We start from the raw sequence: 19,798 nt of genomic DNA on the forward strand, positions 1-19,798 counted from the left end.
ATAAACAAAGGCACTTTCCCATTGGAAGTGCCTTTTGCTATTGTGGTCCCATACGACTCAGAATGGTTGCTATTGCAAACTCAACCGTATTAGTTCCTGCTATATCCTAAATACCGCTAATGCATTAACAGTGGTACTCTGCGACTTAGATTATCTCAGCTTAGGTTGGTTATCTTAACGTGCATGTTTAAGCGCGCTGTTCGTATCGAAAAAATGGCAAAAAAGAAAGTGCTCTCTTGATAGAGAGCACTGCAAAATGAAGAGGTTAGGCCATATTGACCCTTTTTATTTAGACCTTATTTAATGCCATATTTGGACAAAATGGCATCGAAGGTTCCATTGGATTTGATTTCCGCCAAACCTTTGTTGTACGCATCAATATACTTTTGCGAATTGGGGTTGGCTTTACCAGATGTCACATGCAGCGGATTTTTAGACAAGGCTTCTTTTGTAAAAGCAAAGTCATCTTGATTCAAACCCGCTTTTTCCATCACAGAAAGTGCAACGAGACGATCTTCTAACGTTAAATCAATACGTTTAGCCAACAGTTTTTTCAGATTGGAGACCAAATCCCCCGCTTCAGGCTTTCTAAAATTAGTGGCCTTTAAAAAGCTGTCGCCATATCCGTAGCCACGAACAATCCCTACAATTTTTCCATCAAGACTGCTCATACCCGTATACTCAAACGGATCACCAGCTCGTTTAATAAACTTCAGTTCGTTTTCTAAATAGGGGTCACTATAAACCAAAAAGTCTGTTCGCTCTTGGGTAAACCAGGTTGCGGGAAGTAAATCTACACGACCTTTTGAGACTTCATCTAGCGCTCTAGACCATGGAAGGATTTTGAATTTGACCTCGTAGCCTTGCGTTTTCATTGCAGCAGTGAGCAAATCAATCGAGATACCATTGCCTAAATCACTTTTCTCCACCACAAACGGTGGCCAAGGATCTTGAGCCGCGGTTAACACCGTGGCGTTGGCTGAAATCGAAAAAGATAGAAAGATAAGTGAAATTACTCGGGTATAAAATTTGACATTCATTTACATATGCCTCCATGCAACCATAAGTGACTGTGAGGCAACGACTCCTTATGCCACACTATAAAAATTATAGTCGCGAATAGCATATATGGTATTTCTACACCTATTTACCCGGTGACTTAGATACCTAAGTTACGACAAGAGCGCTAGCTCGACCCACCTCTCCCCGGAGTATGTGTCAACAGAGATAGGTCGAAAACGAAAACTTACTGCTGAGCGTATATAGATTCAAGCGCCTGAATTCTTCGTTGCTGTTTGGCGCTAAACATGGTCTGGCGTAACTTTTGTACCGCCCTGTTTTTAGCGTCTTGACCCATTGAACTATCAGACTCTATCTTGTCTCGGCGCTTTAGGTAATGGTCAAACGTATTTTGAAACTCCGCCCTTTCGCTGCGAAGGTGCGCTAGCCTATCAGCAGCTGCTGGACCCACCAACTCCTCTTGTTGTAAATATCGGTCTTGCCCAGCCATCTTGTCGGTCTTTTGCAACTGGCCCAAAAGGCTGGCATTTCGATAACTCTTTTGAAGGTTTTCGGGAAGGGTTTGCAGTTCTTGTTGCCATAAGGTGTTGTAATCCGCGTCATTAGCAGCGATCTGCCTGAGCTCCATTTGACGCAGTGCAATATGTCTCAACTGAGCTTCCTCTGAAAATAACTGCTGGCGTTGCTCTGGGGTAAAAAATTGCTTTTGCAGCTCTAAAAGACGGCTATCCAATTTTTTAAGCGCTGCATAGTTGAGTTGCTTAATATTTAAGTTGCCGATATTTTGTAGTGCTTTTCGATACTTAATATATCGGTTAAACAAATCGAGTTTTGCTTGTTCGTCCATGTCCTGCAATTGATCATATTCTTTGAAATGTTGCTTTATTGTGGGTAGATCCGCCTCTCCAAGACCAGATAAAAAGTATTCAAACGTGTCTCTTGGAGAACTTTTGTCCACTTTAGTATCTTGTTGAGAAGTGACCTTATAACTTGAATTAGAGGGGTCTATATCGTGATAAATATAGACCGCACCTACAGCTGATATAACTCCGATCAAAGCGAGTACGGTCTTTTTCATTATTTTATAGCCCTTGCAGTTTTAGTCGATTTGCTTGTTGGCGATATAAGGTTTTGGGGTCAGTCTCAAACAGATCCGTTAAGCCGAGTAAACCATTAATTTCATCTAAATGATTCATTTTATAGTCGTCTCTGATGACCTTACCTAAGTGTGCGCTACACGTGCCCACTAAACCATCATTAGTCCCATCAAACGCCAAACCGAGAATCACCATAAACGCATCTGACGGGTCAAGTGCATTGGTAAAGTTTCTGTCTCCAGTCCAAGAGTAATAGTACACACCGTTGGGTCCCACATAATCCCCTTCCCCACAAGCACTAGTTGGCACGCCCTCTGGATACTTCTTGTTAAACTCAAGCGAACCTTGTGTGGTCAATGATGCTAAAGCCTTCAATGGATCTTGCGGTAAGTCTTGTCCACCGGATAACAAGTTAAGTAATGCCAAAAATGCATTGGTAATTTTCACCGTGATTGCCTCAGGAATTGACCCTTCTGGCAGAGTCCCGCGCACGATGTCAGCAATACGTGAGCCTTTGTTCACACCACCAATGCTTGTTACTGATGCGACCAAATCTGGTGCAACCGATGCTACATAGCGTGCTGTCGGACCGCCATGGCTATGACCGATTAAATTGACCTTCTTAGCTCCTGTAATGGCGAGTACTTCTTGAACTTGTTTTAGTAACTGCTCTCCCCTCACTTCCGTACTATTTGCAGCAGATATCTGGGCAACATACACCGTTGCGCCACTTTTTGTTAACGCTTGAGGAATACCAAAAAAGTAATCCATCCCAGCAAGCTTATCAAAACCAAATAAACCGTGAACTAAAACAATAGGATACTTGGTTGCGGTGTACCCAGAGTCATCGCTACTTGCCTGCGCCGATCCCATGAATACCAATACACTAACTAACATCGAAATTAAGATAGATTTCACAATACCACTCCTTGTCAGACCTCCGATGTGTATTAATGTTACATAAATGATAAATTTTTGTATGTGTGTGTTTTTATATTGAGATCAGGGTAGGATTTTAAGTGTGAACGGGAACATTTCGTTACATTGGTTGTTATCGAATATTGAACACTGTTGTAGCAAAGTGCTTGTTTATCAATGATTAATCTAGGGTTAGTCTCATATTTAGAACACGGCTAGGGTCTGTTCTTTATCTCTCATCTCTTAAATTCAAATAAGGATAACAACATGAAACTGTATTCAGCACCGGGTACTTGCGCAACAGCCATCCATATTGCTCTAGAGTGGATTGGTAAACCGTACGAAGTTGAACACTTAAGTATGAAACAGATGAAAGAGCCAGAGTATTTAAAGCTAAACCCATCAGGTGTTGTGCCTACTTTTGTTAATAATGAGATTCCGTATACGGAAGCAGCCGCTATCCTATTTCACTTGACGGATGCATTTCCAGAGGCAGAACTAGGTCCAGCGGTAGGTGGTGAAAATAGAGCTGAATTTTATCGTTGGATTAGTTTTCTAAGCGGCACTCTCCATCCATATTATTGGTTGCATTTTGTCCCATCGCGATTCACCACTGATGAAGAAGGTACAGAAGCAGTCCAAGAAGCTTCGCACGTCATGATCGACAAAGCGCTAACACAAATCGATAACCACCTTGCCAATAGACCTTACATGTTAGGTGAGAAGAAATCTGTTGTGGATGCACTGCTATATCCGATGGCATCTTGGGGTTATGGTCTGCCAAAACCAACGTCTGAGTATCCAAACATCCATGATTTAGTGAAAAGACTCGCCTCAGAGGAAGCAGTCACTAACGTACACCGCTCACAAGGCACTCACCCGAAAGTGTAGAAAGCGTTAACAAACACAAAAAAGCCAGCAATTCAGTGAGAATTGCTGGCTTTTCTATTTTTAGGGCGAGCGTGTCAATCAGCCGATATGAGTTAAGCCACCCATATATTTTTGCAGTGCTGTTGGAATTGCAACACGTCCGTCAGCTTCTTGGTTATTCTCTAGAATAGCAACCAATGTACGGCCTACCGCCAGACCTGAACCATTCAGTGTATGGAGCAGTTCTGGTTTCTTCTCGCCTTTACGACGGAAGCGTGCTTGCATACGACGAGCCTGGAAGTCACCCATATTTGAGCAAGAAGAGATCTCACGATAAGTGCCTTGAGCAGGTACCCAAACTTCAAGATCGTAAGTTTTACGAGCGCCAAATCCCATATCCCCAGTACATAGGATCACTTTGCGATATGGAAGCTCCAGCAATTGCAGTACTTTCTCTGCATTCTCGGTAATTTCTTCTAACGCTGCGTTCGACTCTTCAGGCTTAGTAATTTGTACTAGCTCAACTTTGTCGAACTGGTGCATACGAATCAAGCCACGCGTATCACGGCCATAGGAGCCAGCTTCAGAGCGGAAACATGGCGTGTGTGCTGTCATTTTGATGGGCAACTCTGCTTCATCAACAATGGTATCACGGACCATATTTGTAAGAGGAACTTCTGCAGTTGGAATCAACGAAAAGCGGCGCGGCTCTTCATCGTTCACTTTTTCCGTCAATGGTTCGGTGTGGAATAAGTCCTCGCCAAACTTAGGCAGTTGCCCTGTACCAAGCAAGCTTTCTTCATTAACCAAGTACGGTACATACATTTCGGTATAGCCATGCTGATCGGTATGAAGATCAAGCATAAACTGAGCAATCGCACGATGAAGGCGAGCAAATTGGCCTTTCATCACCACAAAACGAGCACCAGTGAGTTTCGTTGCGCTAGCAAAATCTAGCCCACCCGCCAGTTCACCTAAATCGACATGATCTTTCACTTCATATGAGTAAGTTTTTGGCTCACCCCAGGTAGAGATTTCTACGTTTTCACTTTCATCTTTACCTTGTGGCACTTCGTCATCCGGCAAGTTTGGAACCGTTAACGTGATCGCCTCTACTTGGGTTTGGATTTCTGCAAGTTGTACCTTTTTAGCATCAAGATCGCTGCCGAGTGTACCAATTTGTTTTTTTATCTCTTCCGCGCCAGCTTTATCACCAGCTGCCATTTTCTGACCGATTTGCTTGGAAATAGAGTTACGCGAGGATTGTAAATTTTCTACTTCTACTTGAAGGGACTTACGTTGTTCTTCAAGTTGACGAATTGTCTCTACGTCTAAGGTGTACCCACGACGCGCTAATTTTGCAGCTGTTTCATCCAGCTCAGTGCGAAGTAATTTAGAATCCAGCATTTCTAATCCTATGCTTTAAGTTACGATAAAACGCATAAAAGCCTTTATGCGTTATAGAAGATATTATTCAGGGTTAAGATAACTAAAAGTAGCTATTTTTCATAGCGCTTTTGTGGGCTTTTTACGTCTAAATTGGCCAAATAATCTAACTTCTCGGCTATTTTTGTTTCTAAGCCCCTATTTGTCGGGAAATAGTAGCGAGTTTGGTCCATTTCAGGTGGAAAATAGTTTTCTCCAGCAGCGTAGGCTCCTGGCTCATCATGAGCGTAGCGGTACTCTTCCCCATAACCGAGATCTTTCATCAAAGCAGTGGGAGCATTTCTAAGGTGATGGGGTACTTCATATTCAGGTAAGTTCCGTGCGTCATTGAGCGCTTGCTTCCACGCCGTATATACTGCATTACTTTTTGGTGCACAGGCTAGATAAACAATCGCTTGAGCAATCGCTCTCTCCCCTTCCGCAGGGCCTACTCTAGTGAAGCAATCCCAAGCAGACAATGCCACTTGCATGGCTCTCGGATCGGCATTACCGATATCTTCAGATGCAATCGCCAATAATCTTCGTGCTATATATAACGGGTCGCAGCCAGCATTTATCATGCGTGCCGCCCAATACAGAGCGCCATCAGGGTTTGAACCACGGATAGATTTGTGGACAGCCGAAATTAAGTCATACCAGATATCACCTTTGTTATCGAAGCGAGATACTTTTTCACCTGCCACTTCCGCCAGCAATGTCAACGTTATGTGTTTTTTGCCACTATCTTCTTCATGAGCCATATCAAACAATAGCTCAAGATAATTCAATGACATACGAGCATCACCATTGACAAGCTCTGCTAACCTTTCCAATACCCCATCATCGATATCAGCGGCTTGCTTACCTAAGCCGCGTTCTTTATCAGAAATGGCCTGATTTAACGCCAATATAATGTCTTGTTGAGATAAAGAAGTCAGTTTGTACACTCTTGCACGTGACAAAAGTGCGTTGTTCAGCTCAAACGAAGGATTCTCTGTTGTCGCACCAATGAAAGTGACCATGCCATCCTCAATGTGCGGCAAAAATGCATCTTGTTGAGATTTATTGAACCGATGAACTTCGTCGACAAACAAGATGGTTCGTTTACCAACAGTTTTATTCTCGCGCGCTTTGTCGATCGCCAGCCGAATATCTTTAACGCCTGATGTAACGGCAGACACCCGTTCAACTTCCGCGTTAGCGTAATTTGCCACGACTTCCGCCAATGTGGTCTTGCCTGTGCCAGGCGGCCCCCAAAGAATCATCGAATGTAGATGACCTGATTCCACCGCACGACGTAGTGGTTTACCTGGGCCCAAAATATGTTGTTGACCAATATATTGTTCGACGTTTGAAGGTCGCATTCGAGCAGCAAGAGGACGAAAATCTTCGCCGCTCGCAAAGTCTAAGTCGTAATTACTCAAACTCAGTTCCTTTGATCATCGACTTCCACACCTTTAGGCGCTGTAAATGTAAACTCACTCAACTTAGGGGTTTTTAGAACCACATTGTTGAATGAGAACAAGCTTTGCTGACCATCTTGTTCTTTTACATTGAAATCTTTAACGATCCCCTTGGCATTGATATCAATTTGATATGTGCCTTGGTTGGAGTCTTTCGCTGTTGAAGTTAATGTGAACACATTCCCTTTTTGAGTCACTTTATAGTTATCCCAATCACTAGGTTGATTACGTGTCAGTAAGATAAAAGGTGTTTGCTGAATCGCCTTTTGCGGATTATAGATAGTCAGTTGTTGAATAGATGGCGTGTAGTACCAAAGCGATTTACCATCTGAAACTAACAAGTTTTCATCAGGTGAAGTCGTAGACCATCGAAACATATCCGGTCTTGCGATATCCACACGGCCCTTGCCTTGCATCAATAGATCGCCATCAGGGCTAATCACTTTCTGCGTAAAGTCCGCTGAAAACCCTTTATTCATCGCAAGACGAGAATTAAGTGCGTCCTTTGGCGAGGCAAAAACAGAAAAACTCAATAGCAGCAGACAGTAAAACTTTTTCATTCATGGAACTCCAACATCAGTACTTAGTGCAATTTAATATAAGAATGGATATAACGGAAATAGTTCGCATTATTTTCCAAAGCACTATTTACCACAGCATTGTTTAAATTTATTACCGCTACCACACACGCACAGATCGTTACGCCCCACATCCTTATATGGGTTGACTTGCTGCGCTTTATTACCGGTCATCACTTCATCGGCAGCCATCGCTACCTCGTTAACCATTAAATCCAGTTGAGGCAATAAATCTTTTAATTGAGGTGGCTCTTCATAGCCGACTTGCTTCATCTGCTCACGGGTTTTTTCTTCATCCAAAGCAAGCATAAAAGTGGTAAGCAGTGCTTGCATCATACGCAGCGTGCCATCGTTCATTTGTTCTTGTTGCCACTGCTGTTCAATCAACGGCCACAGCGTCATAAAACCTTCAGACAATTGAGCTAAATGCTCAGGCTGACCACTAATATCAACAATCTGAGAAATATTATAAGTACTTGATTTCAGCAGCGTGTATTGATTATTGATTTGTGAAACAACTGCGGTATCAATTTCTTTTGACGTATCCTCACCAAATAAACTAGTCAGCCAACTTTCAGGAGACAAGGGTTGGGTAGCAAAGTTGGACGCTAGCACTAATCCTTCTACAAAGTATTCGGATTGGGAAATAGAACTCTCTTTTAAATCTATTAATTGATAAGTCATTGTGATCTTCATTTTTAGGATGGAATCGCGGGCATTATACCCATAAATGAGGCCGCTATGCTCGTTTGATCAAGAATTAGTTGATGATATTTATTCCTCTTTTTGACCGAGGTACCCGGCCAATGATTAGTGACATTTCTCTTTTCTGCCACTACAATTTGCAGCCTTTATATCGAGATACAATCACAGTAAGTCAAGGCAAGTGTAAAATGCGTGTAGTTTTAGGCCCTATGGAGGGTGTTTTGGATCACCTGATGCGTGAAATCCTCACTGAAATCAATGACTATGACCTATGCGTGACGGAGTTTGTTCGTGTGGTGGATCAACTCCTACCTGAACATGTGTTTTACCGCCTATGTCCTGAACTTAAACAAGGTTCTACCACTAAAAGCGGCACACCAGTACACATTCAACTTTTAGGGCAAGATCCAAACTGGATGGCAGAAAACGCCGTACGTGCTGAAAACTTAGGTGCCAAAGGCGTCGATATTAACTTTGGCTGCCCTGCAAAACTGGTCAATAAAAGTAAAGGTGGTGCTGCGTTGCTTCAGCACCCAGACATCATCTATCAAGTAGTGAAGTCTTGCCGCGAGGCCGTATCTAAGCATGTCCCCGTGACAGCGAAAATCCGCCTAGGCTGGGACAACCCGGAAGATTGTTTCGAAATCGTCGATGCCATTGAACAGGCCGGCGCTTGCGGCCTTACGGTACATGCAAGAACCAAAGTTGATGGCTACAAAGCCAGTGAAATTAAGTGGCCTTATATCGATAAAATTCGACAAAAAGTCTCGTTACCTATCACGGCCAATGGGGAAGTTTGGTCTTATGCAGACGGCCAGTCATGCATAGAAACAACTGGGCTGAATTCACTTATGGTGTGTCGAGGGGCGTTCAATGTGCCCAATTTGGGCAATGTGGTGAAATACAATGAGGCCGTCATGCCATGGCAAGAGGTGGTTGAACTGTTACTGCGATATTCTCAGTATGAGATAAAAGGGGATAAAGGGCTTTACTATCCCAACCGAGTGAAACAGTGGTTTTCATACCTACGACAAGAGTACACAGAGGCAGCTGATCTTTTCCGTGAAATTCGTACTTTCAATAAAGCAGCGCCAATTGTTGAGCATATTGAAAATTATAAGGCATTACACTTTGCTGCGTGACTTGTGTATTGATCTATTGAATTCAACTAACGTAATAACACAATTGTGCCAACGGCGGAAAACTCGGATGTTAATTAATGTTACCGTTTGATATATAAGCAATTATATCTTCTGGTATAACACGATGAATCCTAAGACTGGTCTAGAGTTCGGTACTTTTCCTAAAAAATATGATGCAGGTCGAAAGCACTATTCAAATAAGTTATTGGATTTCCTTCCTAAGCAGGGCACTGTTTTAGAAGTTGGTGCAGGTACAGGAAAAGGTACTGACCTGCTTAACACATTGCCCATCTCATTGACTGTGTCAGAGCCTAACAAAAGCATGTGCAACATGCTCATTGATAAGTTTCCTAATTTACCTGTGTTAGCCAAAGCATTTAACGATGTTTCATCACGCTATGATTATGTTGTGGGGTTTCAGTGCTGGCACTGGTTTGGTGAAGAAAAGTATACGACTTTGAGGAAATTGGCACGTCATGGAGGATATTTTATATGGAGATGGTATGAGCTTCAGGACGCTAAGGACATTGAGCAGATTCTAGTTTTATACTCCGATAAAGCGCCACTAGAAAATTGGTTAACTCGACCTTACAACGAAAGAGTCTCAAAAATTTGTGACGAAGTCACATGCCAACAAGAGTTCCAACATAATATTCAAACGTTCCAATTTCCCTCTGTTTGGACCATTCAAGAGTATATTAATCATGCCCAATCGCGAATCGATCACCAAGAATTTGAACTCAGTTTCTGGAAGGCTCTCGAGACATCATTCAAAAACAAGAGGATAAGAGTTATTGAGTCTTATTGCATTTTGAATTTGTACTAAATCTAAGATTGTTTTTTTTGAAAAACAGACTGTAAGTGATGAACACCCCTAGCAACACTATAAAGTGACTGACTCGTATCGCTAAGGGCAGAATATTAATTATGGCTAATTCAGCAACAAACTATCATCAGCAAGCTCTTCTCCTCGGACTTTAGAAAACATCTCGAGTAAGTCTGGCACTTGCATATTCTTTCTTTGATCTCCTGCGACATCTAATACGATTTCACCTTGATGAAGCATAATGGTTCGATTGCCACAGGCTAGCGCATCCTTCATCGAGTGAGTCACCATTAGCACGGTTAAGTTAAACTCTTGCACGATTTTTTTAGTGAGATCGATAATAAATGCTGCCATTCTCGGATCGAGTGCTGCAGTATGCTCATCAAGCAGCAGAAGCTTACTTTCCGACAACGTCGCCATCACCAAGCTCACCGCTTGGCGTTGACCGCCAGACAGAAGACCGATGCTATCACCTAACCTGTCTTCAAGACCGAGCCCCAGAATACTGATTCGCTCTTTAAATAGCTTTCGGCGCTTAGAAGAGAGTGCCATTCCCCAGCCTCTACGTTTACCGCGCATAAAGGCGAGCGCCATGTTTTCTTCAATGGTTAAATCCCCACAGGTGCCAGCAAGCGGATCTTGAAAAACACGTGCGCACTGTTTCGCCCTTTGATCCACGTTTTGCCGAGTTACATCAACCTCATCAATAAGCACTTGGCCACCAACCATTGGTGTCTCGCCAGTGACTGCGCCAAGTAAGGTCGATTTCCCCGCGCCATTTGAGCCAATGACCGTCAAAAACTGATGTTCGGGCACATCGAGTGACACGCCTTTTAGCGCTCGATTTTCCAAAATAGTCCCTTCGTTAAAAGTGACTTGGATATCTTTTAAGCGAATCATACGACGTCTCCTGAATTGCTTGGCTTGTTTTTCAGCGCCGACTTTTCAGTCGGCGGTTTAGGCTTTTTTACCCGAAGTTTTCCTTTGATTTTTGGTGCTATTAGGGCAATGGCGACAAGAACCGCGGTTACAAGGTTTAGATCAGACGCTTGTAGCCCAAACATACCTGAACTTAATGCAAAGGCGACTGCGAGACGATACAGTACCGATCCTAATATCACAGCCAGCACGGCCACCCATATTTTTCGCCCTGGAATAATGGTTTGACCTAATATTACTGCGGCTAGGCCGACCACAATGGTGCCAACTCCTGATGTGACGTCTGCAAAGCTGTTCGTCTGAGCAAATAGCGCACCAGCAAAACCAACAAAGCCGTTCGACAGCGCTAAACCAAAATAGGTATAAAGCCCAATGCTTGCCCCTTGCGCCGATACCATACGAGCGTTGACCCCCGTTGCCCTTAGTCCCAACCCAAAATCACTATTTAGTAGCCGAATGACAAATATTGCTGAGATCAACACCAACACACCCACCACTAACGGACGGATATAGGTTGGATCGCCTATTGTTTCAAATGGTGTCAATATGGTCGATTCGCCAAGAAGAGCAATATTCGGACGTCCCATAATTCGAATATTGATAGAGAATGCCGCAATCATAGTTAAAATTGAGGCCAGTAAGTGCAATATTCCGCATCGTACAGCAAGAAACGCCGTCACCCATCCTGTCGCGGCCCCCGCCAAAATCGCCATTCCAGTAGCAAGCCAAGGGTTAATCCCAGCAACAATGGCAGTTGCGGCCACCGCCGCTCCCATTGGGAAACTGCCATCCACACTCAAGTCAGGAAAATCTAGTACACGGAAAGTGAGATACACCCCTAACGCGACCAATCCGTAAATAAGCCCAATCTCTATCGCTCCAAAAAAAGCAAACGCAGACATACACACTCCTATCTTACTTATTTGGTTTTGGTTGGCTTAGGAAACAAGACTAAGCCAACCAAAGCGATCACTTCACAACCGTTGCTCTATCTAATACAGATTTAGGAATGGTGATACCTAACGCTTTAGCCGCTTTCAGGTTAACAACGAGATCAGAGCCTTTCGCTACTTTCACTGGCAGATCACCGGGATTTTTACCATGTAGGATATCAACGACGTATTTCGCTGTCTGTTGGCCAACTTGATAATAGTCAAAACCTAAACTAGCAATCGCACCGCTTTTCACATAGGAAGTCGCACCACCAAATACTGGTGTTTTCGCTTGATTCGCCGCGACAATCATGCCATCAATCGCACTTGCGACGGTGTTATCCGTTGGCGCATAAATGATGTCGGACTTTGAAGCAATAGCCTGAGTGGCCGATTGAACATCAGCGCTTTTTAGTGCTGTCGCTTCAACCACTTTAATTCCTTGGGCTTTAGCGGCCTTTTTCAGTAATTCAACCAAGGTCACCGCATTCGCCTCACCAGGGTTATACACAACACCGATGGTTTTTAAATTCGGCAAAATTTCTTTCATCAGTTCTACGTGCTGGTTAACAGGCGATAAATCCGATAAACCCGTTACGTTTTTGCCTGGATGTTGCAGCTGAGAGACTAACTTAGCACCGACGGGATCAGTCACAGCAGTAAAAACGATAGGAATAGACTGGGTTGCTGCTGCGAGCGCTTGCGCAGAAGGGGTGGCAATACCAACCAATACATCTGGCTGCTCACCGACAAATTGCCGTGCAATTTGAACGGCAATGGCAGGATTGCCCTGTGCCGTTTTGTATTCAAATTTTAAATTCTTACCTTCGACGTAACCATTTTCTTTTAAGCCGTCTAGCAACCCTTGCCGCGCGGCATCTAGTGCAGGATGTTCGACAATTTGTGAAACTGCGACAGTGACCGTTTTTGCAATCGTTGCGGTGGAAGCCAATAACATTGAGCCCGCCAACACCGCTGTAGCGATTATTTTGCCTGCTTTCATTCTTACTCCTTGAGATAAGCTTACTCGGTTTTATGTTGTGTCTTTGCTTATAAAAAGAACATTAATAGCAACATATGTCCGCTTATGGAAGAATGAAGTTACATGTTTGAAACAAAAAAGAGACTTTTGTATCACATCATGAGTACAGTTGAGCAAAATTGGGTGGTGTTAAGAGATTCAAGCCAGGCTAGGGTTTGTCGGTTCTTTGCGCTTGAATCAAAATGTTTCTAGGGGATATTTGCCTGTCACAGAAAGTAGACAAGGCCACTCGATAACCATGCTCTTGCAAGTACTGTGCTCGATCGTAGACAAGCCACATTTCAAGAGGGCGTTTAAACACGTCTTGGACTAATGTTAACTTTTCCATTTTTTCAAATCGAGCCTTCCCTACCTCATGAAATTCATCGAAGTTATCACTGGGTAATGTAAGTTGGCGCTCGGTTGCCGCCCAATGACAAAACCACTCAAATCCGTTGGATAATAAAGACTTTTTGATGCTGGGAATGGTGATGTGTGCCATGTTCGAGCCCGAGGTACGTAGCATCGCATCTAGCCCTAAACGATAGCTCATTTCTTGCTGTCGATGCCGCTGGACTCTCATTCCACCCGTTACCAGTTCTTGAAGTGGAATTCTCAGCTCTTGCTTGGTGAACTGTAAGGTTGAGCTCTTGCCGATTGAGGAGAGTGGTCGATACGACTCAGAGTCTACTAGGTGATAGCAGCATGGCGCTATGGTAAAAGCAGGTATGTGCTTTTCGACGCCAAACTCCATCAATCTGACATGTAAATCGCCACACGCATGAAGTGCAACCGCGTGTTGCTTATCATTTAAGATAGATTTTGCCTGTAGGCTCAGTGCATCACAATGAACAAATTGCATGGGCAACTTTAACTTATCCGCCTCTCGCTGCCCTGAATCACATAGACACTGCTGATACTCCAAACTGGTGACGTCTTTTGCTGAGCACTGTGCCAGCACTCGGCCTAAATACCCCTTACCAGCACACCATTCCAACCACTCGCTAGGCTCTGGCCCATGTAGTGCTGCAGCGCCCATTGCGGTGATCTGGTCAAGCTTTCGCCCAGGAATGCCATTGGTGAAGCCTCTAGGTAAGCTCAGTCCAGCTAAGTTTGAAGGCGGCAGGTGAGTCAGTTCTGTTAATAAAGAAATATCGGTAACAAAGCCAGCTAAGATGTTTCTCAGCTCCTTAGGCTCGCTTCTCAACTCGGTGACTTCTCGCATAGGTAATGTAGATAGCCAAGAAGATAGCGGTTTGTTTTTTGTATGCCAAAGGCAAGGGGCATTGAGATCGGAGTATCGAAAAGGCGAAAAACGCCAATATTCCTGATGAGCGGTTAACAGACCATCTAATGCAGCAAATTTAGCGTTCATGAATACCCCCAAAATATCCGGGCATTCTAGGGACATTCATGATATTTCACAACCTATTCTATTCAGGTGTGCTTGTCGAAGTGCAAAGTTATCGAACAGGCAGGACTATGTCTTTAAACATTTCCTCTATTTCTAGATTGGACTTAAGCGATAGTGCTTGTTCTACCACAGGGCGAGTCAGGTGCGGAGCAAACCTTTCCATAAAGTCATACATATAAGAGCGAAGGAAAATACCACGTCTAAAGCCAATACTTGTTGTGCTTGGGCCAAAGATATGACTGGCATCGATTGCAACTAAATCGGTGTCATGCATCTCATCAATGGCCATGCTCGCAATCACCCCGACGCCAATTCCCATGCGTACATAAGTTTTGATGACGTCCGCATCTGTTGCGGTAAAGACGACTTTTGGCGTTAACCCTTCACGGCTAAACGCCGTATCAAGCTCTGAACGTCCAGTAAAGCCAAACACATAAGTCACCAGAGAATATGCTGCTAAATCTCGAATAGTGATTTGCTGTTTTTTCGCCAATGGATGGTCTTTAGGCACCACGATGGAACGATTCCAGTGGTAACAAGGCAGCATAATGGCATCTTGGTACAGGTGTAACGCTTCAGTGGCAATAGCAAAATTTGCCGTCCCTTTTGCTATCGCTTCTGACATTTGGCTTGGAGTGCCTTGATGCATGTGCAAAGAAACTTTTGGGTATCTAGCGGTAAACCCTTTAATCACTTCCGGTAGTGCATAGCGAGCCTGTGTATGTGTCGTGGAAATATTCAGTGTCCCCATTTCAGGATGGGTATACTCACCGGCAACGGCTTTTATGCTTTCGACTCTGGAGAGGATCTCTTGAGAAATACGTATAATTTCATCACCAGCGTGAGTCACTTGTGTTAAGTGCTTGCCACTTCTTTCAAAAATTTGAATGCCAAGTTCATCTTCCAATAGACGAACTTGTTTACTTATCCCTGGTTGCGAAGTGTACAAGCTTTCAGCGGTGGCAGAGACATTTAGGTTGTGATTAACGACCTCAACAATGTACTTCAGTTGCTGTAATTTCATTAATTACCTCGTTATCCCGTATTCGTGCCCACAAGGTTGAGCATTTGGGTCTAATATCAATACATTAATGCACAAGTTTAAGACTAATGTGGAGATAAAGAGACTCTGATAGTTTATAATTATTAGTTATAACGCCTAACAGGTGAAATTGGTAGTGAAATTCGATTTGGGTCTTAATATCGCGGGCATTTATGTCACTCACGAGCATTTTTTACATTATTATGCAGAGAATGTTGCCCATAATGCGATTTTTCATTAATAATCAATGAGCGACCGTAGATAAAATCAATTGGTTTGGAAACACCACACTAGTGTCTGTGACCTAGGTATACAAGAGTAAGATACGGATATATGAATATTGGTTTAATAGTAGGTTTAGTTGCCGTCTTATTAGTTCTGGTACTGGGCTATAACATCATGCTGCAGTACAGAGTTAAAATGGAATCCGCAAAGCGGCAAGAAGTCTCAAAGTACGTAGCAATAATAGATGCTACGGAAGAGCTCATAGGCAATGCCCACCACCTTCCCTATAGCAAGGACTTGCTAGTGTGCTTAAACAATCGAATTCTCGATTGTTTAGAGAACATGGCGGACATCGACCCCAAAAATAAACAATGGGCCCAACGAATCGTCAACATGAAGCAGCAAATAAAGCAGCTTGAAGAACAAGGCGGCGGAGAGAGCACAACGTTTAAGGTGCCTCAAAGTGATAAGCAAGCAATTACCATGTTGAAGCTCGTTAAACGCCTTAGAGACACGATTCGAAGTGAACACAATAAAGGACGATTCGATACCCAATCCTTCGTAGAGGAAAACGCACGTTTAGAAACGATGCAAATTCGCATTAATATCGAAAATGTGGTGAAAAGAGCAAACGAAGCAATTGGTCGCGGTCAGCCCGGCACAGCAATACAACTTCTTCGGAAGGGAATCGATGTCTTGAGTTCACGCAATGATAGCTACTCAAATCAAATTCGAGAAAAACTGCAAACCATGTTTAGTGAGTTAGAAGAAACACGTCTAGAAAAAAGTGCAGAAGAGCTACAGCAAATCGAAGAGAAGGAGCGCGAAGACGATATGGACGCACTCTTTGGTGAAAAGAAAAAATGGTAATATAATCCCCAACAACTTGTTTTGCTAAGGTCGCAATCTGCGGCCTTTTTTATGTGTTTAAATAATAATGATTGAAAGTTACCAACAGCTGCTTGCGCCCATTACTCAGTTTTTGCATTGCACAACACCTGACAAATGGGTCGATGAAGCTAAGAAACCAGAGAACCTGAAGATATTGCTCTTGGATCACCTTCACTGTGAACTAAAAGCTGGTCAGTCCGCTATGTTCCTTATTCGTAAATATGCGGTTGATAAAGAGAGCGCGCAACACTTACTGGAATGGTTTAAGCCATACGAAGATTTCGCCTACCGGAAGATAGGGACAGTCGACTCTCTACGAGATAAAAGCCAGATCTCCAAATCTATTATTGCCAAATCAGCCTCATCTTATTCTCAAAATCTGGTTGATAAGATGGTTCGCCTGATTAAGGAAGAGCTACACCACTTTTATCAAGTGCTAGAGATTATGCAACGAAAAGACATTGCGTATGAGCCGATCACGGCAAGTCGTTACGCAAAAGGCTTAATGGGCCATATGGCAACATTTGAGCCTCAAACTCTGATAGATAAACTCATTATTGGTGCTTACATTGAGGCACGCTCGTGCGAAAGGTTCGCCAAAATTGCGCCGCACTTAGAAGATGATATCGCCAAGTTCTACGTATCCTTACTACGGTCTGAAGCAAGGCACTACCAAGACTACCTCTCACTCGCGCAAGATATCGCAAAAGAAGATATCACTGATAGAGTTCGTTACTTTGGTGAAATAGAAGCTGATCTTATCAGCACACCAGACAACGACTTCAAATTTCACAGTGGGTGCCCTACAGCGGCTGTCCAATAAGCATGGCCTAGCACACATGTAGAAATACAAAATGCCCCGAGTCAAAAGCTTAGACTCGGGGCATTTCAATTGTATGTGGGAAAACGTTTCAGCCAAGTGTTCACTTGACCTTGTGTTCTCTTAGCCTCGCTCAAGCTCTTTGTTGATTGACTCTAATACCGCCTGAGGACTATCCGCTTGTGTAATCGGCCTACCTATCACTAAATAGTCAGAGCCAGCTTGCATCGCATCGGTCGGTGTCATAATACGCTTTTGATCACCGGCAGCTGAGCCCGTTGGACGAATACCTGGGGTCACCAGTTTAAACTCACGCCCAAGTTCCTGCTTCAGTGTCGAAGCTTCCATTGCAGAGCAAACGACTCCGTCTAACCCTGAGTTTTTAGTCAGCGTCGCGAGATTTACCACTTGATCTTGCGGAGAGGTAGTGATGCCAATCCCTTGTAAGTCAGCTTGTTCCATGCTTGTCAGCACGGTGACACCAATCAGTAAAGGTCTGTCGTTTCCGTATGGCTCGAGGATTTCTCTCGAAGCCGTCATCATTCTTTCTCCACCACTAGCATGAACGTTCACCATCCAAACTCCTAACTCAGCCGCGGCCTTCACCGCCTTTGAACAAGTATTTGGGATATCGTGAAACTTAAGGTCCAAAAACACAGAAAAGCCTCGTTGATGAAGCTCACGGACGAAATCAGGACCAAACAAGGTAAACATTTCTTTGCCAACTTTTAGGCGACAAGAGCGCGGGTCAACTCTATCAACGAATGACAGTGCGTCGGCTTTATTGTCGTAATCTAGTGCTACAATCACCTTTTGGTCGATCATTTCATCTCCTACATCTATCAGATAAAAAAATACAGCCCCTTTCCCAAACAACCATAACGCTACGATTATGTGGGTATTAAGCTGTACTCTAAGTAAAATACATCATTCACAAGGTTTGGATTACTCCCCATCCAAGCCTCTTATGGGTTTAATCGTCCCCCAACCTTTACAAGATGGGCAATGCCAGTAAAGGGAATGGGTAGAAAAACCACACTGGCGACATCGGTAGTGTGGTTTAGCTTTCAACTGTTCACCCACGAGCTTTTTCAACGTGCTTAAGCTTTCCTTCGCCCTTCCTTCTTCCGCTTCAGCTAAATGGTAGTCGATAAGCCGATAAAAACCCTTCATGGTGGGGTTGATCACCAGTTGTCGCGTCAAAACTTCTTGCGCGGCATCAATTCCATCATGTTGAGCGACCAAGTGGGCAAGCATTAACTCAGCAGAGACACCAGCATTTTTGGCAATGCACTTTTTCAGAAATTGCACCAAGCTCTCTTCTTGCGACAAATGGTAGTAACAATCAGCGAGTGTGGGTAAGACTTCTCCGATAAAATCAATATCCTGATCTAGAACTCTTTCCATGTATTTAACCGTTTGCTTATAGTTTTCAAACTCTAAATACAATTTGCCTAACTGAATGCTTGCTCTGACACACATGGGGTCTTCGGCTAACGCACGCTTATAACATTGGATAGCCTTGTTACTTTCGCCATCAGCATGTTCTTGGGCAGCAACCTCACACCATAAATGGGAGATGGCCCCCTTCATCCTTTTTCGGCCAAGCCTTACCAGCATTGAAGAATAATGAATGGCTTTGTGCCATTCTCGGGTTTGCTGATAAATTGAAACCAACTGTTGCAGCGCGGCTTCTTTATGGTCTGGCTCATCGACGAGTTGTTCAAAGATCTTCTCTGCCCTATCTAAGAAACCAGACACCATGTAGTCACGGGCAAGTTGCTGCAACGCAATGTTTTTTTGTTCTATGGTGAGCCCAGATCGAGAAATCAAATTTTGATGTATCCGAATGGCCCTATCCACTTCACCTCTTGAACGAAATAAGTTTCCTAATGCTAGATGGGTATCAATGGTCTCATCGTCGACTTGGAGCAACTCAATAAAGTGATCCACTGCTTTATCAGATTGGTCGGACAAAAGCAGGTTGAGCCCCGTAACGTATTGACGAGATATTTGATTAGATTGTTTCTGCTTGTCTTGCTGTGCACTGCGATTACCCATGTACCAGCCATAGGCAGCAGCAATTGGCAATAACAAGAAGAGGATCTCTAGCATTAAACAGAAGCCTTAGTTTCTACACTTTTCTTATTGTGTTGATCTTGAGCGGTTTGCGTCGCATTCAGTTTTTTTAGCTGTCTATTAAGTTTACGGACCTGCAATTTGGATTTTAAATGAAGGCTGCCAAAAATAAGTAATGACACTAAGAATCCAATTACAAATACAATTCCTAGCAATGCTGACAAATGAAACTCGCCCTGAGCAATCAAATAATTAAACGTGACTATTGATTGGTTTTGGGCACCTAGCGCTAATGCAATCAAAAACAGCGCTACAACAATAATGATTTTTATAATTCTCATAATACATCACACCTTAATAGATTTAAGCCGCTATGATTATGCAGCAAAAT

The 19,798-nt window shown here is 43.5% G+C and carries 20 protein-coding genes; 5 read left to right on the plus strand and 15 right to left on the minus strand.

Going from position 1 to position 19,798, the window contains the following annotated elements; translation table 11 throughout:
* Positions 1 to 296: 296 nt before the first annotated feature.
* The 3 genes from M9194_RS16445 to M9194_RS16455 form a co-directional block, all read right to left on the minus strand.
* On the minus strand, positions 297 to 1,040 hold the full coding sequence (locus tag M9194_RS16445; RefSeq protein WP_250613774.1) for a substrate-binding periplasmic protein: 744 nt from the start codon (positions 1,038 to 1,040) through the stop codon (positions 297 to 299).
* Positions 1,041 to 1,246: 206 nt separating this feature from the next.
* Positions 1,247 to 2,098: a lipase secretion chaperone gene (locus M9194_RS16450; protein WP_250613775.1), complete on the minus strand. Its 852-nt coding sequence runs from the start codon at positions 2,096 to 2,098 to the stop codon at positions 1,247 to 1,249.
* A gap of 4 nt (positions 2,099 to 2,102) precedes the next feature.
* The gene (locus M9194_RS16455) at positions 2,103 to 3,014 is read right to left on the minus strand and encodes a lipase family alpha/beta hydrolase (RefSeq protein ID WP_284676622.1); all 912 of its coding nucleotides are present in this window, start codon (positions 3,012 to 3,014) and stop codon (positions 2,103 to 2,105) included.
* Positions 3,015 to 3,302: 288 nt separating this feature from the next.
* Between M9194_RS16455 and M9194_RS16460 the strand changes: the two genes are divergently transcribed.
* Complete coding sequence (locus M9194_RS16460) at positions 3,303 to 3,926, plus strand: glutathione S-transferase family protein (RefSeq protein ID WP_250613777.1); 624 nt, start codon at positions 3,303 to 3,305, stop codon at positions 3,924 to 3,926.
* 78 nt (positions 3,927 to 4,004) lie between these two features.
* Here M9194_RS16460 and serS read toward each other — a convergent pair whose 3' ends face one another.
* The 4 genes from serS to M9194_RS16480 form a co-directional block, all read right to left on the minus strand.
* Positions 4,005 to 5,312, minus strand: coding sequence for a serine--tRNA ligase (gene serS / locus M9194_RS16465; RefSeq protein WP_250613778.1), 1,308 nt, complete (start codon positions 5,310 to 5,312; stop codon positions 4,005 to 4,007).
* 92 nt (positions 5,313 to 5,404) lie between these two features.
* On the minus strand, positions 5,405 to 6,754 hold the full coding sequence (locus M9194_RS16470) for a replication-associated recombination protein A (RefSeq protein WP_250613779.1): 1,350 nt from the start codon (positions 6,752 to 6,754) through the stop codon (positions 5,405 to 5,407).
* Between the two features lie 2 nt (positions 6,755 to 6,756).
* Positions 6,757 to 7,353 carry an outer membrane lipoprotein periplasmic chaperone LolA gene (gene lolA, locus M9194_RS16475; protein ID WP_250613780.1) on the minus strand — a complete coding sequence of 199 codons (597 nt, stop codon included), beginning with the start codon at positions 7,351 to 7,353 and terminating at the stop codon, positions 6,757 to 6,759.
* Between the two features lie 84 nt (positions 7,354 to 7,437).
* Positions 7,438 to 8,055, minus strand: a complete 618-nt coding sequence (locus M9194_RS16480) for a YecA family protein (protein WP_250613781.1) — start codon at positions 8,053 to 8,055, stop codon at positions 7,438 to 7,440.
* A gap of 209 nt (positions 8,056 to 8,264) precedes the next feature.
* Here M9194_RS16480 and dusC point away from each other — a divergent pair, with 209 nt between their 5' ends.
* A complete protein-coding gene (gene dusC / locus M9194_RS16485) occupies positions 8,265 to 9,218 on the plus strand; it encodes a tRNA dihydrouridine(16) synthase DusC (protein WP_250613782.1) in 954 nt (317 codons plus the stop codon).
* A 124-nt stretch (positions 9,219 to 9,342) separates the two neighbouring features.
* On the plus strand, positions 9,343 to 10,044 hold the full coding sequence (locus tag M9194_RS16490) for a class I SAM-dependent methyltransferase (protein WP_250613783.1): 702 nt from the start codon (positions 9,343 to 9,345) through the stop codon (positions 10,042 to 10,044).
* 105 nt (positions 10,045 to 10,149) lie between these two features.
* On the opposite strand, the gene M9194_RS16495 is transcribed toward M9194_RS16490, so the two are convergent.
* The 5 genes from M9194_RS16495 to cysB all read right to left on the minus strand — a co-directional run bounded on the left by M9194_RS16495 (position 10,150) and on the right by cysB (position 15,374).
* Complete coding sequence (locus M9194_RS16495; RefSeq protein ID WP_250613784.1) at positions 10,150 to 10,944, minus strand: ABC transporter ATP-binding protein; 795 nt, start codon at positions 10,942 to 10,944, stop codon at positions 10,150 to 10,152.
* Positions 10,941 to 11,885 carry an ABC transporter permease gene (locus M9194_RS16500; RefSeq protein ID WP_250613785.1) on the minus strand — a complete coding sequence of 315 codons (945 nt, stop codon included), beginning with the start codon at positions 11,883 to 11,885 and terminating at the stop codon, positions 10,941 to 10,943. Before M9194_RS16500 ends, M9194_RS16495 begins: the two co-directional genes overlap by 4 nt.
* Positions 11,886 to 11,952: 67 nt before the next feature.
* Positions 11,953 to 12,918, minus strand: coding sequence for an ABC transporter substrate-binding protein (locus tag M9194_RS16505; protein ID WP_250613786.1), 966 nt, complete (start codon positions 12,916 to 12,918; stop codon positions 11,953 to 11,955).
* Between the two features lie 187 nt (positions 12,919 to 13,105).
* A complete protein-coding gene (locus M9194_RS16510; RefSeq protein WP_250613787.1) occupies positions 13,106 to 14,311 on the minus strand; it encodes a methyltransferase in 1,206 nt (401 codons plus the stop codon).
* 88 nt (positions 14,312 to 14,399) lie between these two features.
* Positions 14,400 to 15,374 carry an HTH-type transcriptional regulator CysB gene (gene cysB / locus M9194_RS16515; RefSeq protein WP_250613788.1) on the minus strand — a complete coding sequence of 325 codons (975 nt, stop codon included), beginning with the start codon at positions 15,372 to 15,374 and terminating at the stop codon, positions 14,400 to 14,402.
* Positions 15,375 to 15,725: 351 nt separating this feature from the next.
* Between cysB and M9194_RS16520 the strand changes: the two genes are divergently transcribed.
* Positions 15,726 to 16,487 carry a DNA repair protein gene (locus M9194_RS16520; RefSeq protein ID WP_250613789.1) on the plus strand — a complete coding sequence of 254 codons (762 nt, stop codon included), beginning with the start codon at positions 15,726 to 15,728 and terminating at the stop codon, positions 16,485 to 16,487.
* A gap of 67 nt (positions 16,488 to 16,554) precedes the next feature.
* Complete coding sequence (gene miaE / locus M9194_RS16525) at positions 16,555 to 17,331, plus strand: tRNA isopentenyl-2-thiomethyl-A-37 hydroxylase MiaE (protein ID WP_250613790.1); 777 nt, start codon at positions 16,555 to 16,557, stop codon at positions 17,329 to 17,331.
* A 120-nt stretch (positions 17,332 to 17,451) separates the two neighbouring features.
* Here miaE and pyrF read toward each other — a convergent pair whose 3' ends face one another.
* The 3 genes from pyrF to M9194_RS16540 all read right to left on the minus strand — a co-directional run bounded on the left by pyrF (position 17,452) and on the right by M9194_RS16540 (position 19,748).
* Complete coding sequence (gene pyrF / locus M9194_RS16530) at positions 17,452 to 18,153, minus strand: orotidine-5'-phosphate decarboxylase (RefSeq protein WP_250613791.1); 702 nt, start codon at positions 18,151 to 18,153, stop codon at positions 17,452 to 17,454.
* Positions 18,154 to 18,273: 120 nt separating this feature from the next.
* A complete protein-coding gene (gene lapB, locus M9194_RS16535; protein WP_250613792.1) occupies positions 18,274 to 19,443 on the minus strand; it encodes a lipopolysaccharide assembly protein LapB in 1,170 nt (389 codons plus the stop codon).
* A complete protein-coding gene (locus M9194_RS16540; protein ID WP_250613793.1) occupies positions 19,443 to 19,748 on the minus strand; it encodes a LapA family protein in 306 nt (101 codons plus the stop codon). Before M9194_RS16540 ends, lapB begins: the two co-directional genes overlap by 1 nt.
* Positions 19,749 to 19,798 lie beyond the last annotated feature (50 nt).

It is taken from the genome of Vibrio sinus, from assembly GCF_023634645.1.
Taxonomy (GTDB): Bacteria; Pseudomonadota; Gammaproteobacteria; order Enterobacterales; family Vibrionaceae; genus Vibrio; species Vibrio sinus.